Source organism: Halococcus saccharolyticus DSM 5350 (assembly GCF_000336915.1).
Classification (GTDB): domain Archaea; phylum Halobacteriota; class Halobacteria; order Halobacteriales; family Halococcaceae; genus Halococcus; species Halococcus saccharolyticus.
Map to the genome: position 1 here is coordinate 33,509 of NZ_AOMD01000015.1, position 15,515 is coordinate 49,023.

Here is a 15,515-nt window from a genome sequence, read left to right on the forward strand (position 1 = left end):
TCAAGACACCGGAACCCAACCTACCATATTGACAGTCATTTCGCGTAGAACTGCTTGAATCGCTCTCTGTAGGTTAGTGCCCTGTGATTTCGAGACCGACGACGCCAACGATAATCAGTCCGATGAATCCGAAACGAGCCACGCTTGAGGATTCGTCGAAGAGGAGAACACCAAGGATAGCCGTTGCGGCGGCCCCGATGCCTGTCCAGACTGCGTATGCGGTTCCGATTGGGAGCGACTGGACTGCCTTCGCTAGCAGCACCACGCTGATCGCCATCGAGACGATCGTGGCCACACTAGGGACGAGGTTCGTGAATCCGTCGGAGTACTCAAGGCCGATTGCCCAGCCGGTTTCAAACACTGCTGCAACGATGAGGTACACCCATGCCGAAACCATCTAGAAAACGACCAAGCATCGCGGTATAGTGGTTGTGGAACAGCTATTGAACTTTCGCTCTCACGAAACACATTGTTGATAGGAGCCGTCCGGCGATTTTGTTCTGCGGTGAGTTGATCTGGAGAGAGCGGCAGCTCCTTCGGCGGGTCAACCGAGGGTTCTACGGGCTCGGAGCGAATCCCGTTATTGCCACCAACAAACTCCTTCACAAGAGCGTTGTACGCTACTGCGTACGAGTCACCCGCTCAGAGATCTTTTCGTTCTTAGTGTGCAAAATAAGCCCCGTGCCACGACTACCCTCACGGCCCACAGGGGGCCGGAGGGCTGGCAGGATAAGAACCAACCTTTGTCGCATCACCTTGCCAGAGCGGGGAGACGGTCGAGTTATCACCTCCTCTAATGCAGCATGTCGAGCAGGAAAACCGAGAGGAACCCAACAAAGAACAGCGTCGTCGATACCGGCGTCTCGGGGACCTTCTGGGCTTTCACGAGCAGTTCCTCGGTGACTAAATACAGTAGGGCCGCCGACCCGAACGCGAGTATGACCGCGATGGGAGATCCAGTCACCCCATCCAGTGCCAACACGCCGATGGTTACGCCCGCCGTCAGCAACAGTCCGAATGCCGCTGGAACCGCGAGTTTCCGTAGCGTGGAGACACCGGAGGGCAGCGCGACGACGCCAGCGACGCCCAGAAAGAGCACCTCGATGGCCAGCGCCACGGCGATGAGGATGCCCGTCGCGGCCTCTGTGAGGAACGTGACGCCGATGAGTACCCCGTCGATGAGCATATCGATGCTGACCGTGATGAGCAGGCTCGCAGCGCCCGCGAAGCTCCCGCCGATGTCCCGCTTCTCGATGAGCTTGCTCAACCGATGAATCCCGAGCATCGCCGCAACCCCGAGAGCGAACCCGACGACGACTACGACCGGCGCTCGGTCGTGGATGTCCGGTAACAGCTCGGCCGCAACGGCGGCGATGACGACGCCAGCTGCGAAATGCTGGACATTACTCTCCATCTGCGGCCCTGGAGGTCGGTACACGGCGACTATGCCCCCGACCATCGCGGCCACGACGGCCAGCATCGTGTACGATAGGGCCTGAACGAGCGTCCCGACCATTCGATTGTGTCCCCTGATCGAACCATGATAAATCCGGTTGGTTTGACCTCAAACGAGCGCCTCAATGTCCGTCGCCGGTCGGTCGATGGCACGGGGACGGGCGGGGGATGGTGGCTTCCTGGGTCCGTATCGGGGCTGGCGGTGGGTAAATATGGCCTCGGTCTCGATCGCTCCAACACGAAACGGCCCACATTGTCGAACGATATCGTCTCGTCACTCGACATTTCGCCGAGTCTCGTTTGCACCCGTATCCAGTGGCTCGAATCGAACGATGGGATCCAGGATCCCACGCCGGTGTCGACGACGAGGAGGCGTGCTGCCAGTTGTTCACGTTCATTATCTGTGCGGCCTCCCCACGGAGTATGCGTATCGCTGGAAGATCGAGCGCGGTCACAAGGGGTGAAACGATTCACGACCGCGACGATGTGAGGAGCGATGCTGCTTTGTTTCGATCTTTTATTGTTATTGATTGCTTCGCCTCACCGTGTTCCACAGACCCGATGAGAGGAACGAGTACAAACGCTTTTTATCCAGAACGGCTGAAAATTGTCACCAGCTCACGATGGTTTCTTTCTCTGAGTTAATATCGGAGATCTAATTCTCTCGGAGAATTCGACGCTTGCTGAATCGGGGATCTATGAGACAACTGGCTGCCGGGTGATCGCTGTCACGGATGATTCCGGGTTCTCAAGCACTATCGACCCCCAACGGGAGTTCACAGGTGACGAACGGCTCGTGGTTGTGGGAACCGACGAAGCGGTTCACCAGTTCGAGAAGCGGTTCGATGTCTCGTCGACTGAAGCGGTCTCGTGAGTCGATATGAACATGGGGGTAGAAGGCGGTCGAAGAGTTATCAGGGTGAGTAATCACTGCGGTAACGTGAACGCTTACAACCCGAACGCGAATATGACTGGACCGGAAACAGTGAGCCATGCCTCTGGGTGACAGCGCAACGATACTCGTGCCGGTCGACGTTACGGCCGACGATCGGCCTGCTCGCCCCCTCGTCGATCTCTGTCGGTCGGTCGATGTCGTCCTGCTCGGGTACTATCCGGTACCGGATCAACTCGCTCCCGCACAGCTGAAACAGGATCACGAAACCGACGCTCAAGCAACACTGGAGGAGACCGCCGACAGATTCCGGGATAACGGAATCGACGTCACGGACATTCTCGTGTTCACCCACGACCGAGAGGACACTATCGACCGCGTCGCCAATGAGTACGACTGTGATGCGGTTCTGGTCTTGAGCGAGACGGAGCACATTGAACAGATACTTGCCCCGATACGTGGCGACACGAATCTCGAACGAATCGTCTCACTCCTCGAGGCCCTCATGCAGACGAGCGACGCGTCGGCCACTTTCTTCCATTCCGTGGCGGAAGACAGTGATCCGAGTCACGGAGAGTTTCTCGTACGAGGAGCCGCCGACCGACTTGCGGAGGCGGGAATCGACCGGGATCGGATCGATTGGCAACTATCGGAGGAGGAGTCCCCCCACGATGAAATCGTCGAACTCGGGCAGGCGTATGACCTCTTAGTCCTCGGTGAAACGAAACCGTCGCTTCGCGACCGTATCCTCGGAGCGGTCCCAACCCGAATCGTCGATGAGGTAGACAGACCAGCCTTCATCGTGAGGGATGTCGAGTAATGCCGCTCAGCGTGGTCCAGGCAGCCAAACACCGAATACGCTGCGCCCGGTATCCTCCCGTGATTCACTTGCCCGCTCTACTGTCAACCGAATGTTGCAGCCGATCACAACCGACCGATGACACAACAGTGGTGAACGGATGAGTGAGGAAGCGGGCCAATTAGAACGCAACCTCGGTTTTCTCGAGGCGATGACGCTGGGCGGCGGGACGATGATCGGAGCCGGTATTTTCATTCTCCCTGGGCTTGCCGCGGAGGGAGCTGGACCCGCGAGCTCGATCTCCTTTGTGATCGCTGGCGTCGTCGCACTGCTTGCGGCGGTGTCGCTATCGGAGCTAGCAACTGGAATGCCGATCGCTGGTGGCAGCTATCACTACGTCAACCGCGCGCTCGGCGGACTCTTCGGTAGCATCGTCGGCTGGGGAATGTGGTCCGGATTGATGTTCGCAAGCGCCTTCTACATGATCGGATTCGGCCAGTACATCGTCGTGCCGCTTCCGTTCCTCGATGGACGAGTGCTCGTCGTTCTGTTGGGACTCATCGGGTTGGGGCTGATCACCGGGATCAACTTCTACGGCACCGACGAGTCCAGTGGCGCACAGAACCTCATGATCGGTGCGGAACTCGTGGTCGTTCTCGCCTACGTCGCACTCGGGGTGTTCTTTATCGAGCCCGGGAACCTCCAGGACTTCGCGCCGACGGGACCGTCGGGAGTACTCGCAACGACGGGGATCGTCTTCGTGACGTACCTCGGCTTCGAGATAATCGCCACTGTCGCCGGAGAAATCGAGGAGCCAGGGCGGCTTATTCCGCTGACGATGATCCTTTCGGTGGTGTTGGTGACTATACTCTACGCGGCGATCATGATCATCAGCACCGGTGTCGTGCCGTATCAGGAACTAGGGGATTCGTTCGTCCCGGTGTCGGAAGTCGCATCGATCACTATGCTCGGGGTCATCGGAGTGGCAGCCGTCACGATCGCTGCGGCGATCGCGGCTATCTCGAGTTCAAACTCGTCGGTCCTCGCCGCCTCACGAGTCATCTACGCGATGGGACGTGATGGCTTGATGAGCGAGCGGTTGAACGTCACCCACGATCGGTTTGCCACTCCCCACCGAGCGATCATGGCGACCGGTGGAGTAACGGGACTGCTGATTCTCGTCGGACTCCAAGTACAGGAGATCGTTGCCCTGTTGGCGCAAGTAGCTAGTTTCAGCTTTCTCGTCACGTACGGATTGGTGCATATCGCTGTCGTCGTCTTCCGTCGTGCCGATCCTGACGTCTACGAACCGGACTTCGAAATTCCGGCTGCCCTGTATCCGGCTGTGCCGGTACTCGGCGTAGTGATGACCTTCGTCATCATCTCGCAGATGGAACTGCAGGTCATCCTCGTTGGGTTCGGGGTCGTCATCTTCGGCGTTGTATGGTACGTCGTCTACGTTGGAGGACAAGCGATAGAAACAGGGCTTATCGACGATGCGTTCGAGGATCCCGTTCAGGCGGCGATAGCCAAACTTCCAATAACAAGCAACGTCCCGGAAACCGTCGAACCATATCGGGTGGTCGTGCCGGTAGCGAACCCAGAGACACAACGCGAACTCTTACGGCTCGCTGCCGCCACCGCGCGTGCACACGCTGATGAGGGAACACCCGAGCTTATTGCGATCAACATCATCGAGGTCGATCCATCGACCGAGCGGAATATCGCATCCGAACGGCTCGAACATCAGCGAACTCTCCTCGCAAACGCCCGTGATATCGCGGCGGAGATGCACGTCGATCTCCGAACCAGTGCGATAACTGCCGAACAGGCTGGTGAGGCGATTCTCGACGTCATCGAAGAGGAGACAGCTGACCAAACCCTTCTGGGTTGGTCCGGAACGCTGGATCGAGAGGAGCACGCGTTCAGTTCGACGATCGATCCGGTCGTCAAGCAGGCTCCGTGTGATGTCTCACTCGTTGAGATTCAGCAGCCGTCGATCGGAACACCTGTCGCGCTGGCGGGGCCGGGACCACACTCTCCTGTGGCCGCCCGACGTGCTGTCGATTTCGCAACTGTTGATGAGACCATCCCGACTCTCCTCAACGTCCAACCACCGAATAACGATGGCGACATCACGCCGACTGAACGGGGAACTGCGGCGATCCGATGGGTCGCTGAACGGGCGGGCCTCGCCCCTGACGAATACGAATCCGAGGTCATCATCGCCCGAGACGCTGAATCAGCGATTCTCGACGCTGTTGAGGAATACGATACTGTGTGTGTCGGGCTCTCCGAGCAACGAGATATCTCACGAATTCTGTTCGGATCGATTGCAGAGCGTATCAGTCAGGAAGCTACAGGAAACGTTGGTATTATTCGTGGCACCAAACGCCTCGACCAATCTGGAATCGACGACCCACTCGCGCTGGTCGATGACCCCGAGACCATATTCGCCCAAAAATGACAATGAGCCAGCCATCATTAATGCATAACGCTCTTACGAAGCACATTATTGGTAGGGGGCCGTCCGGCGGTTTTGTTCTGGATGAGTTGATCTGGAGAGAACGGCAGGCTCCTTCGGCGGGTCAATCGAGGGTTCTACGGGCTCGGAGCGAACCCCGCTATCGCCACCAACAATCTCCTTCATAAGAGCGTTGAACATTATTTCAAATGTACATCGCATATCACCGTGCGTGGAATACAGCGATAATCTGGTAGACATATACAACTGTTCCGATGAGCGTCAGTAGCTCTCCGGTCAGAATCAGGAGCCTCAGTGGAACGACAAGGCCAACCACTTGAATGAGAAGACCACCAGCAAGGCATCCGATAGAAAGCAAGGCGGCGTGATTGGACGCCCCCCGAAAAGTCCCGATAGCGGGAGGATAGAATTGGTATGCGACGCCGACGATGGTGAGTCCCAGAAAGCCGAGCACATTGAGTCGAAAGTGAGCGAGCGCCAACGACGGCGTAAGGTGGCCGAGCGCGAATGACAACCCCAGTATGATCGCTAGTACGCCACTCGCTACGCCGGTGAGCACGCCGTAAAATCCGACACGTCGGCGCTCCGACCGGACGAACAGCACCCCATATACAAGGGCGAATCCGATCACAGCTACGGCTTCAATAACCGCGCCGAGTGCGAACCACGTACTACTGCTGCCGAGCGTCGTTGCGAGGAGTAGCGGTCCGAGCGCTCCCGCTGGAAGCACAAGGATGACGAGTCGTGCGGGTGGGGAGGCAACCAGAAATCGCGGAAGCAATCGAAATCCGAGAGCGAAGACAAGCATTGTCGCCGTTCCCGCCGCGAGCAGATGGGAGACGCGTGGAAAGTACCCGTCAAAGAGCATCGGGAGAGTAGTGTGGATCGCGACCGCTTCGTATGAGCCGATCGCCAAGTAGCCCAGTGCGACCGGAACGAACCCGTTTGCAACCCGATCTACTGAGCGTCGGTCGGCGTTCGCTTCCCCCGTTCCAGTCGCTTCTCCAGTGAGATTTCCACGGATCGTCCAGAGGAGGCCCACGAGAAACACGCCGACACCGAGTCCCCAGAGGATCGCACCAATGGGCTCAAGCCACTCCAAACCCGGTAGAACTGACGAAACGGCAAGACTACATGTTCCACCGACCGTGAGGGGAAACTGTACCGCGGGCGCACGAGTGATTTCGAGTTCACGTTCGAAATACGACGGGACGAGCGAGTAGGCCTTCCCAAAGATCATGTGGAGGACGAACCCGAACATGCCGAGCAGCACCTCCGTTCGGCGCGGGAAACCGACCAGCATACCGATCTGCCACACTAACAGGAACAGAGCACTAATGAGGACATATCGACGCGCCCACCGTGAAACGATGGCTGCGCTCATCCCGCTTCACAACAGATAGACGCTTGCCGCTGCGATCGGGATGTATTTGTCACAATCATCGATTGACTCGTTCGATAGTTGAGACTCGACCCATCTATCCGTCGTCTGCTTGTGGATCGAACTCATCGCGCCGAATCCCTGCTCTAACAGGATCGTGTTCGGCGTCCGACGGCGGTGGGGCCGTCACCAGTAATGCTTCCAACTCCGTGTCATCGGCCCTCACTCCTCGATCGGTCCCTGCTTTCACGACGACAACGTCGCCTGGCTCAACGATGTGCTCCTCTGACCCTTCGCGGATCACACCAGTTCCTGACTGGACAGCGATCGTGACGTCGCTGTCGGGGGCATGGACCGGAATGAACTGTCCTGGCCCGAAGTAGCCGAGGGCGACCTTCATCCGCTCGCTCTTTGAGACGGTCTGAGCTGCGAACTGTTCGTCGTTGTACGCGCGTTCTGTATCGAAATCAGTGCTAACCATCTATCTTATATCAAAAGGGCGTGGTTGGGCCAGATCGCTGCCCAATGTCTGTCGGTGTGACTCCCTGTCCTCCCTCTTCTGATGGGGTAGTACAAGCGTCGTCTCCTGATTCGAGGTACTCATCTTCGAGATCGGCGAGTTCGTCGTTGATCTCACCGCTTCGATGATGCATCGGATGAACGCGAACACTGACGAGATCGTATTCATGACGTTTCGTCAACCCGTTCCACGCACGGAACGAACCGACCGTAAGCGTGTGGCTCTGCGGACAGAACGGTGTCGTTGGGGTGAACTCGGCATGAAGCGTCCGTTGGTCGTCGACGTCCTCCGCATACCGATAGCCAGCACTCGGATGACGGTGGTCGAGATTGAGTTGAGCGAGGTTATAGCCGAAGGTCATGTCGTAGACTCCCCGCTCTTCGAACAACTGTTTCGTCAGGCTGTGGAACGCCGCGTGATCTTCTTGTGACAGTAGGTCTTGGCCGTCGAGAAACGTTCCTGGCTCCGGAAGATGGTCGGGAACGAACTCGTCGTACGTGTCGAAGATAGCGTCGTCTGATCCCGAGAACGGTGACGGGAAATCGGACATAGCTGCGTGTTGGATGCGAGCGAGTGTAGGTGCCGTCCCGAACCTGTTCGGGTTACCCGGGTGAATTTTGCCACCCTCCACAACGAATTCCTCTCTCAGGTGGCCGATTGACCAAATCGTGTAAGAATTGCGGAAGTTACTTCTCGACAGCAAATGATGTTACGTCTCTCGGTTGTGGTCCTCACACACCCCAAATCCATTCGGGTAAAGACATTAATTGATGACCCTCCATCCACTGATGATGTCAGCAACCAGTTCGATGTACGAAGACATCGGTGGTAACGAGGCTATCGAAGCAGTAGTTTCGGATTTCTACAAGCGCGTCCTCGACGATCCCCTTCTGGAACCATACTTCGAGGAGACCGATATGGACGCTCTCTTCGCTCACCAGGTCCAGTTCGTCAGTGCTGTGGCCGGTGGTCCCGTCGACTACGAAGGCGACGATATGCAGAATGCTCACGAGGGAATGGCCATTACCGAGGAGGCGTTCTCACACGTTGCCGGGCATCTCGCGGACGCTCTCCGCGCGAACGGTGTCTCAGAACCTCATGTCGAAACCATCATTGAGGAAGTCGCGACGCTCGAAGACGACGTCGTCGGCCAGTAGCACCCTGTAACAACTCTCTCCCAGCCAACCGGAGTGACCGCATGGCACTGCTAGATTGAGGTTGAACTGAGCGGAGTTCTTCGAGGCGGTTGGAACCATGCTCGAAGAACTCCAGGTAGAGGTCACGAACTGCTCGGATGTGCCGTTTTTGGACACGGATCGGACGAGCACGCCAGCCTGGTTGATCAGGCTGGCGTGCGCTGCTCACGCCGCCGCAGCGTCGCTGGCGGAGTGCTGCGACCTCTGCGAGTGGTTCGGCGTCAGCCGAACCCGAGCCGCCATCCACCACTGGTACCAGTCATACGCTGAACACTACGACCAGGACTTCACCGCCGAACCTGATCGTGTCGCCGTCGACGAGAAACAGATCCAACTCGAAGAAGAGCGGAAGGTCTGGCTCTACGCCGCTATCGATGTCGATTCGAAAGTCGTGCTCCACGCACGACTTTCTCAAAATCGCGGCACCGAGCCCGCAACGACATTCTTACGCGAACTCAAAGAGGAACACCGCGTCTCCGACGCGGAGTTCCTCGTCGACGGCATGGGCTACCTGACGGCACTGGCTAAAACCGATCTTCTCGGCGACCTCAACTACTCCGACCGGAACATCGTCGAGAAACTGTTCCAGACCTACACCATGCGTGTCGGTCGATTCCACGAGACGTGGAACGGCAGTCAGCCAAGCGCCGAGCGCTGGCTGACTGCCTACACCGCCTACTACAATCGTCTCAGGAGCCACCAAGCGCTGGAGAATCAGCCGCCGATCGAAGCGCTCGAACGGGAGGGCTCAATCTAGCAGTGCCGACCGCATACATGTGTACTCGAAGCCCGATCAAAAACACCTATGAAGCTCGAGTGCGTGTAGCGCCGTTCCCAGTCGCTGAGAATTGGGTTCGCGGTTTATTCTCTCACTTCTCGAACGATCAACTGTATCATGACCGACCGTATCGGCGCACCCGGCACGGGTATCTCGCGGCGTGAATTCCTGGCGGCAAGCGGTGGTGTCGGCACGGCAGTGCTGGCGGGCTGTACGGCAATCGACCAGAAATCGTCGACGAACCCGACCCTTGGGGACCCACCGGCAAACGTGAGTGGCGACGGCGGTAAACTCCCGTACACGTCCCCACCCGAGGTCGTGCAGGTCGACGAACAGGGTGGGAAGGTGACGCTCAGCACCCAGCAGTGCAGACACGCGGTCCACCCGAAGGAGACGATGGGCGGACCGATTGAGCTCCCCCAGGTTTGGGCGTTCAAGGCCGACGACGGTCCCGCGAGCGTTCCAGGGCCGATCCTCCGCACCACCGAGGGCAACGACATGGAGGTGACGCTGGACAACTCGAACGGGATGCGCCCGCACACGGTTCACTTCCACGGGTCTCAGACCACGTGGAAAAACGACGGCGTGCCGACCACGACCGGCATCGAAGTCGGCCCCGGTGAGAAACACACCTACACCATCCCGGCGAACGTCCCTGGGACCCACTTCTATCACTGCCACTATCAGACCCATCGCCACATCGACATGGGGATGTACGGGATTCTTCGGATCGATCCGAAGGGGTACGAGCCCGCCGACAAGGAGTACTTCATGACGGTGAAAGAGTGGGATTCGCGACTCAACCGGATGATGGCCGGCGAGGACGCCCAGTACAGCCCGCGGCAACGCAACCCCGACGTGTTCACCATCAACGGAAAGAGCGCGCCGCGGTCCTTCCACCCTGAGGATGGCTCGCCGATCATCGTCGACAAGGGCGACTCGGTTCGAGTCCACCTCGTCAACGGCGGGTACATGGCCCATCCGCTCCACACCCACAACCACCGCTTCGAGGTGGTCGAATCCGACGGTGGCCAGATCCCTGAAGCCGCACGATACACTCAAGATGTCGCCAACATCGCCCCTGCGGAACGCCGCACCATCGAGTTCACCGCCGATGCTGATCCCGGTATCTACCTCCTGCATTGCCACAAAGTCCACCACGTGATGAACAGGGACAGCTATCCTGGCGGGATGCTCGGGGCGATCGTCTATCGCGAGGCAATGAATTCGGACATCTTCGCCCAGCTCATGGAGTACGCCGGCTACGACGGAGAGTGATCTCAATGGAAGCAACGAGAGTACAACCGAGTGCGAGGCAGGTCGACCGGCGAGGGTTCCTGAAGGCCGCTGGCGGGACGGCAGTCGGCGTCGGAGCGATCGGAGCCACGGCAGGAACTGCTAGCGCACAGGAAGGAAGCGACGCTGCAGGCGGGTGGTTCGGCGGTGTCAGCAACTACGAGAGCGTCGTCGACAAGACGGGACAAAGCCAAATCGAGATCAGCGTCGGTGCGAAGGGTAACGGCGGGAACTTCGCGTTCTCGCCGCCGGCTATTCGCGTCGACGCTGGGACGACAGTCACGTGGAAGTGGACAGGTGAGGGTGGTGGCCACAACGTGGTTGCCGAAAACGGCGCGTTCGAGAGTGACATAGCAAGCGAGGCCGGCCACACGTTTGAACACACCTTCGAGACGGAGGGGGCGGTCAAATACGCCTGCCTGCCGCACAAGAGTATGGGAATGCGAGGAGCAGTCCTCGTTGGTGCTGATGCGACCATCGATACCGGATCGAAGCAGGCCAGTGGTGAATCGTCGACACCGTACGGTGGCTGGCTCGACGATACCGAGAACTTCGAGAACGTCGTCGATTTGTCCGACCGTGATCGAGTTGAGATTCAGGTGGGTGCAGCAGGCAATGGTGGGAATTTCGCGTTCTCACCACCGGCGATCCATATCAACCCGAAGACGACTGTCGTCTGGCGGCGGATCGAGGACAACACCGCGCTTAGCGTGGTTGCCGAAGACGAGTCGTTCTGGACCGATTTCGACGAAGAAACTGGCGAGGCGTTCGAGTGGACGTTCACCGGCAATCGCGTCGTGAAATACTCCTGTCCGGCGTACGAGGAACTCGGGATGAAGGGGTTGATCGTCGTCGGGAATCCCGATCTCCCGACGATCGGCGAAGTGGTGTCGACGCCGTGGGGCGGCGCGCTGGCCGGAAGCGGTCTGATGGCGGTTCTCTCACCGGTTGCATTCGGCGTGTTCCTTGCGATTCATGGAACTGGTGACGCCGACTCGACCGAAACATCCGACCGACAAGGATGAGATCCCCCATCCCTGGGGGCGTACCAAACGCTCACTCGTGAAGCGGTTCTCGTCATAACGACCCAGTTCCACGCTGACCGATCGGTTTCGGAACAGAAGTAGGGGAGATGGACGGTCTGGGGCTGCCCGACGTTCCGGCACGGGGAAGCCCGCGTGCCTTCTCCACCCCGCGACCCGGCGAGCGACGACTGTCCGGCGGTCCGCTGCTCGCTTCCGCGCCTGACGGACTGCCGCCGGTTAACCGCGGCGAGTCGTCCCTGCAGACGAGTGGCCGTGGACCGCCGCCCCCGACGGACGAGGCTTCGACGTTGGCTTGCGGGGCCCGTGCTGGTCTGTCCGGACGCACCCAGGGTTCGGCCCCCGCTGAAGACCGTGTTGCGGGTGACGAGCAGGGCCTAACTGCCCGACCTAGTCCGATTTGGGGTAAGCGCTTCGGACACAAGCGCTTTTCGCAGGCTCTATTTTCCCAAAATCGACATGTTAGGACTCAGATTCAGGTGTAGTCGAACTGTCGTACATTTCTTCGAACTCTTGCTCGCCGCGGATCAGTTCATCGATGCCTTCACTGAGCGTGACCTCTCCGAACACGGTCGCCCGATAATATGTATATAGTCCGTCCTGTCCTCGCTCGGTGTGCTGGCGCTTCTCAATGAGACCGACATCGACGAGCTTGTTGAGGTGGTAGTGGAGGGTGCTGTCATCGATGGATATCACTTCCTCAAGCTCCTTGGGACTCATTTCCCCGCCATGGACGAGCCGGTAGCAAATCTCGTATCGGGTACGGTGCCCGACGGCGGCGTGCATCTCGAGATACTCATCGAGGCTGAGAATGCCGTCTGTCGGCAGCAGATCTTCTGGGTCATCCGGAAAGTCCCCGCCGATTGTACGCGTTTGATCGATCGCCATCTTGCTCCAGAACACGGGTGGAAGACTCTTAGCCTTTGTCAAGCCAAGAAATTTCGAAAACAGCATCTTTTATATTCGCTCCCGAGCAGGAACCACCCATGTCCGTGGAGATTACGCGTGAACTGATCGCCGAGCGGTTGGGGAGCGTGAAATACGACCGCTTTCTCTTCTACCTGATGGGACCGTACAAGTCATTCAACCTCAGCTACGTCCTCAACGAGGAGGAACGTCGTGAGATCGATATCGAAGACCTCCCTGGGCCGCTGCGCCGAGTCTTCCAGAACAGGGACGAGATCAACGCAGCGCAGACACTCTTACGGCGGGTGGAGGGAGCGCTTCGGATGACTCCCGGTGTGAATGCGTTTCTGGCCCTCGATGTCGAGGTGGACACTAACAATGTAGATGCAGTGACCCAGAGCATCGAGTACACCCGATGCAGCAACGCGACCGCGTTCGTGGTTCCGTTTCTCGGTCACAACTTCGGCGTCGGAGAAGAAGCCGGAAGCATTCTCGAAAACCTCGCAGAAACACACGGTGATCGATTGGTCTTCGTCCATGAAGACGACGTGACGAGTGCGATGATTCGATCGGCGAATATGCGGTGGGACCTGCGAGTCGAGACGTACGAAACTGAAGAAGAACTCGTCGCCACTCTCCGACGATTCGCGGGCGGCATCATGCAACGCGAACGCCGCGGAGACCTCGAAAGTCTGGACTGATCGAGATGCAAGATGAGACTATACCATGTATAGATCCCATGCGTAATTCATATATTTCGACAGTTAGGGCGGCTTGAGCTGTAAAGTAAAGACCATCCATCGCGATTGACCTACAAGCATGTCTCAAGACTCGGATTTTGGACTTATAACCGTGCTCAAGATGCACTACCATGCTGCTCATCAGATGTTGAAAGAGGCATGGGATATGCCGGAAATCGAAAAGGATATGGATATTGTATATTTGGACCAGAAGCAGTGGATCCAACTTTCTGAACAACGCCGAGGCAACACATCTGATCCTGAAATAGCGGAAGTACTGGAGTTGATAGAGCGAACGTCTTCAGCAGGCAAGGCTGTTTATCCGCTTTCTATTATCCATTTGATCGAAACCGCCTCACGATCAGATGATGATAGTCGTATGGATCTTCTTGACCTCATGTGTGATATTTCTAATCTTTACACTATATCTCCGGCTACTGATATAGAAAGGAAGGAAGTAGAGCTATTCGTCGAAAGAGAACAAGAGAAAGATCCAGATGTACGAAACCAGATTTTTCAGAGGGGGATTGCCCATTCCATATTGGGAAAAGACGAGAATGCATTTCAAAATTTGAATGAATTAGATGAAGATAGAGCTGACTTAGTACGCGCTCTTATGCGGTCAAAGTACGGATTTAAGCTGGTATTTGGCCATCAGTCTATGCTACCAAAATTGAGTGATAGAAGCTACGAACTTGAATTGAAGGAATTTGCTGATCAGAGATTGTTCAACTATGATGACTTGGACCCCGACGAATATAAACGATTCATGCGGAGGAACATGGTTGGATACTTTAACGACAATATTCGGCCACTCATCAACCAAGTATGTGATACGCGAGGTGTTGCTGTTAGTATACCTAATGTCGGAGAGATGAGGTCCTGGATCAGGGGCGACGATAATGAAATAGGTGAATTTCTCCGTCAGTTTCCTATGATGTACATCCATTTGACGCTGACCTTTTCACGAAATGTCGAATTAGAGGGTACTATCGATAGAAACGATCTCAATGATCTCATGTCACTAAGTCCTGCAATTGCTTACTCAGACATCGTTTTGACGGAACAAGATTGGACGAGGAGATACTTTACGAGCAATCTCAACCAGGATTTTGACACAATTGTGAGGGATGATCTCCTCAAACTCCCCGAGCACCTTGACTGACTTTGTGATCTCACGCATCTAAACAAGGTCCATAGCACGCATCGGTAAAAAATAATAATATAGATAAATCTAATCAGAGATGGCTGAAATTCGATTGAATAATTTTAAGTTATCTAAATCGTTTCAGGAAGCACACTACCCATACCACTGAACAGAGATCCAAAATACGCTCTCTTTATTTCACACTCTAACTTCAACAAGTCAAAATCTATAATAAGAAAATCCCGAAGATCAGTTAGTAGTCCCTATACCCCCGATTCAGGATTGTCGATACTCGTCGCAAAACACATAGCGATAGGAGACCAAGCGACGTATATGTCTAAGGAGGTGCAGCACGCGTCTACCGTCACCGATGACAGCAGTGGTGGTAAGACTGCTTTCCCAGAGCACGAGATGGATGCCGCCCGCCTCAGTGATCTCCGCGCGATTCTCACCCAGACAAAGGTCCGCCTCCTTCAGCAGATTCTCGCCAGTCCCACCGGTGCGTTGAGCGCCGTTGAGCTTGCCGCACGGAACGACATCACCGAGAGCACCATCCGTGACCACCTCCGCGATCTCGCCCACCGCGACGATTCCATCATTCAGACGATGGATGCCGAGACGGACGATCCCGTTCCAAACGGAATTCCGCGAAAATACTACGCTGTCACCGAATACGGTATCGACTTGCTCAACCAGGTCGGGCTCTACGAACAGATTGGAATTCTCTACGATATGTACGAAGCGGCGGACCTCAACCTCCCCGATGCAGACGATCGTCCAGTCACTATTCATGATATCGAAGCGTATGAGCACCGCCCGACGCCAAACTGGCTGTGAACCTCTTTCACCTACTCAGGGAGCGGAACTTCGAGTGATT

At 56.7% G+C, this 15,515-nt stretch carries 16 protein-coding genes and 1 other RNA gene; 10 read left to right on the forward strand and 7 right to left on the reverse strand.

All coding sequences use genetic code 11. The annotated features are described in order from the left end of the window. Positions 1 to 73: 73 nt before the first annotated feature. Both C449_RS04880 and C449_RS04885 read right to left on the reverse strand, forming a co-directional pair. Complete coding sequence (locus tag C449_RS04880; RefSeq protein WP_006076846.1) at positions 74 to 397, reverse strand: DMT family transporter; 324 nt, start codon at positions 395 to 397, stop codon at positions 74 to 76. A gap of 396 nt (positions 398 to 793) precedes the next feature. Further along, positions 794 to 1,516 carry a ZIP family metal transporter gene (locus C449_RS04885; RefSeq protein ID WP_006076847.1) on the reverse strand — a complete coding sequence of 241 codons (723 nt, stop codon included), beginning with the start codon at positions 1,514 to 1,516 and terminating at the stop codon, positions 794 to 796. Between the two features lie 597 nt (positions 1,517 to 2,113). Here C449_RS04885 and C449_RS17410 point away from each other — a divergent pair. The 3 genes from C449_RS17410 to C449_RS04895 all read left to right on the forward strand — a co-directional run bounded on the left by C449_RS17410 (position 2,114) and on the right by C449_RS04895 (position 5,613). Further along, positions 2,114 to 2,329, forward strand: coding sequence for a cation:proton antiporter regulatory subunit (locus C449_RS17410; RefSeq protein ID WP_275039165.1), 216 nt, complete (start codon positions 2,114 to 2,116; stop codon positions 2,327 to 2,329). 118 nt (positions 2,330 to 2,447) lie between these two features. Beyond that, complete coding sequence (locus C449_RS04890; RefSeq protein WP_049913900.1) at positions 2,448 to 3,167, forward strand: hypothetical protein; 720 nt, start codon at positions 2,448 to 2,450, stop codon at positions 3,165 to 3,167. A gap of 139 nt (positions 3,168 to 3,306) precedes the next feature. Then, positions 3,307 to 5,613, forward strand: a complete 2,307-nt coding sequence (locus C449_RS04895; RefSeq protein ID WP_006076850.1) for an amino acid permease — start codon at positions 3,307 to 3,309, stop codon at positions 5,611 to 5,613. A gap of 220 nt (positions 5,614 to 5,833) precedes the next feature. Here the strand turns inward: C449_RS04895 and C449_RS04900 are convergent, their stop codons facing one another. From C449_RS04900 to C449_RS04910, 3 genes are all read right to left on the reverse strand, one after another. Continuing rightward, positions 5,834 to 7,015: a hypothetical protein gene (locus C449_RS04900; protein WP_006076851.1), complete on the reverse strand. Its 1,182-nt coding sequence runs from the start codon at positions 7,013 to 7,015 to the stop codon at positions 5,834 to 5,836. 94 nt (positions 7,016 to 7,109) lie between these two features. Next, positions 7,110 to 7,493, reverse strand: a complete 384-nt coding sequence (locus C449_RS04905; RefSeq protein ID WP_006076852.1) for a cupin domain-containing protein — start codon at positions 7,491 to 7,493, stop codon at positions 7,110 to 7,112. Between the two features lie 10 nt (positions 7,494 to 7,503). Continuing rightward, complete coding sequence (locus C449_RS04910; RefSeq protein WP_006076853.1) at positions 7,504 to 8,082, reverse strand: hypothetical protein; 579 nt, start codon at positions 8,080 to 8,082, stop codon at positions 7,504 to 7,506. Between the two features lie 220 nt (positions 8,083 to 8,302). On the opposite strand from C449_RS04910, the gene C449_RS04915 reads away from it, so the two are divergent. From C449_RS04915 to C449_RS04930, 4 genes are all read left to right on the forward strand, one after another. Next, positions 8,303 to 8,689, forward strand: a complete 387-nt coding sequence (locus tag C449_RS04915) for a group I truncated hemoglobin (protein WP_006076854.1) — start codon at positions 8,303 to 8,305, stop codon at positions 8,687 to 8,689. 97 nt (positions 8,690 to 8,786) lie between these two features. Further along, the gene (locus C449_RS04920) at positions 8,787 to 9,485 is read left to right on the forward strand and encodes an IS6 family transposase (RefSeq protein WP_006076855.1); all 699 of its coding nucleotides are present in this window, start codon (positions 8,787 to 8,789) and stop codon (positions 9,483 to 9,485) included. Positions 9,486 to 9,623: 138 nt separating this feature from the next. After that, a complete protein-coding gene (locus C449_RS04925) occupies positions 9,624 to 10,784 on the forward strand; it encodes a multicopper oxidase domain-containing protein (protein WP_006076857.1) in 1,161 nt (386 codons plus the stop codon). Between the two features lie 5 nt (positions 10,785 to 10,789). Next, the gene (locus C449_RS04930) at positions 10,790 to 11,827 is read left to right on the forward strand and encodes a halocyanin domain-containing protein (RefSeq protein ID WP_006076858.1); all 1,038 of its coding nucleotides are present in this window, start codon (positions 10,790 to 10,792) and stop codon (positions 11,825 to 11,827) included. A 105-nt stretch (positions 11,828 to 11,932) separates the two neighbouring features. Here the strand turns inward: C449_RS04930 and ffs are convergent. After that, positions 11,933 to 12,246: signal recognition particle sRNA (gene ffs, locus C449_RS17415), an RNA gene on the reverse strand. A 61-nt stretch (positions 12,247 to 12,307) separates the two neighbouring features. Beyond that, positions 12,308 to 12,733, reverse strand: a complete 426-nt coding sequence (locus tag C449_RS04935) for a helix-turn-helix domain-containing protein (RefSeq protein ID WP_049913921.1) — start codon at positions 12,731 to 12,733, stop codon at positions 12,308 to 12,310. A 98-nt stretch (positions 12,734 to 12,831) separates the two neighbouring features. Between C449_RS04935 and C449_RS04940 the strand changes: the two genes are divergently transcribed. The 3 genes from C449_RS04940 (at position 12,832) to C449_RS04950 (ending at position 15,475) form a co-directional block, all read left to right on the forward strand. Further along, positions 12,832 to 13,452 (forward strand): DUF7509 family protein, encoded by a 621-nt coding sequence (locus C449_RS04940; RefSeq protein WP_006076860.1) that lies wholly within the window; start codon positions 12,832 to 12,834, stop codon positions 13,450 to 13,452. Positions 13,453 to 13,570: 118 nt separating this feature from the next. After that, the gene (locus C449_RS04945; RefSeq protein WP_006076861.1) at positions 13,571 to 14,656 is read left to right on the forward strand and encodes a hypothetical protein; all 1,086 of its coding nucleotides are present in this window, start codon (positions 13,571 to 13,573) and stop codon (positions 14,654 to 14,656) included. A gap of 264 nt (positions 14,657 to 14,920) precedes the next feature. Further along, positions 14,921 to 15,475 (forward strand): hypothetical protein, encoded by a 555-nt coding sequence (locus C449_RS04950; protein ID WP_152415653.1) that lies wholly within the window; start codon positions 14,921 to 14,923, stop codon positions 15,473 to 15,475. The last annotated feature ends 40 nt before the right edge of the window (positions 15,476 to 15,515 follow it).

Bases quoted from the DNA above. Each gene is read 5' to 3' on its own strand.
- C449_RS04880 (WP_006076846.1), bottom strand. From the start codon at position 397: ATGGTTTCGGCATGGGTGTACCTCATCGTTGCAGCAGTGTTTGAAACC.
- C449_RS04885 (WP_006076847.1), bottom strand. From the start codon at position 1,516: ATGGTCGGGACGCTCGTTCAGGCCCTATCGTACACGATGCTGGCCGTC.
- C449_RS04890 (WP_049913900.1), top strand. From the start codon at position 2,448: ATGCCTCTGGGTGACAGCGCAACGATACTCGTGCCGGTCGACGTTACG.
- C449_RS04895 (WP_006076850.1), top strand. From the start codon at position 3,307: ATGAGTGAGGAAGCGGGCCAATTAGAACGCAACCTCGGTTTTCTCGAG.
- C449_RS04900 (WP_006076851.1), bottom strand. From the start codon at position 7,015: ATGAGCGCAGCCATCGTTTCACGGTGGGCGCGTCGATATGTCCTCATT.
- C449_RS04905 (WP_006076852.1), bottom strand. From the start codon at position 7,493: ATGGTTAGCACTGATTTCGATACAGAACGCGCGTACAACGACGAACAG.
- C449_RS04910 (WP_006076853.1), bottom strand. From the start codon at position 8,082: ATGTCCGATTTCCCGTCACCGTTCTCGGGATCAGACGACGCTATCTTC.
- C449_RS04915 (WP_006076854.1), top strand. From the start codon at position 8,303: ATGACCCTCCATCCACTGATGATGTCAGCAACCAGTTCGATGTACGAA.
- C449_RS04920 (WP_006076855.1), top strand. From the start codon at position 8,787: ATGCTCGAAGAACTCCAGGTAGAGGTCACGAACTGCTCGGATGTGCCG.
- C449_RS04925 (WP_006076857.1), top strand. From the start codon at position 9,624: ATGACCGACCGTATCGGCGCACCCGGCACGGGTATCTCGCGGCGTGAA.
- C449_RS04930 (WP_006076858.1), top strand. From the start codon at position 10,790: ATGGAAGCAACGAGAGTACAACCGAGTGCGAGGCAGGTCGACCGGCGA.
- C449_RS04935 (WP_049913921.1), bottom strand. From the start codon at position 12,733: ATGGCGATCGATCAAACGCGTACAATCGGCGGGGACTTTCCGGATGAC.
- C449_RS04940 (WP_006076860.1), top strand. From the start codon at position 12,832: ATGTCCGTGGAGATTACGCGTGAACTGATCGCCGAGCGGTTGGGGAGC.
- C449_RS04945 (WP_006076861.1), top strand. From the start codon at position 13,571: ATGTCTCAAGACTCGGATTTTGGACTTATAACCGTGCTCAAGATGCAC.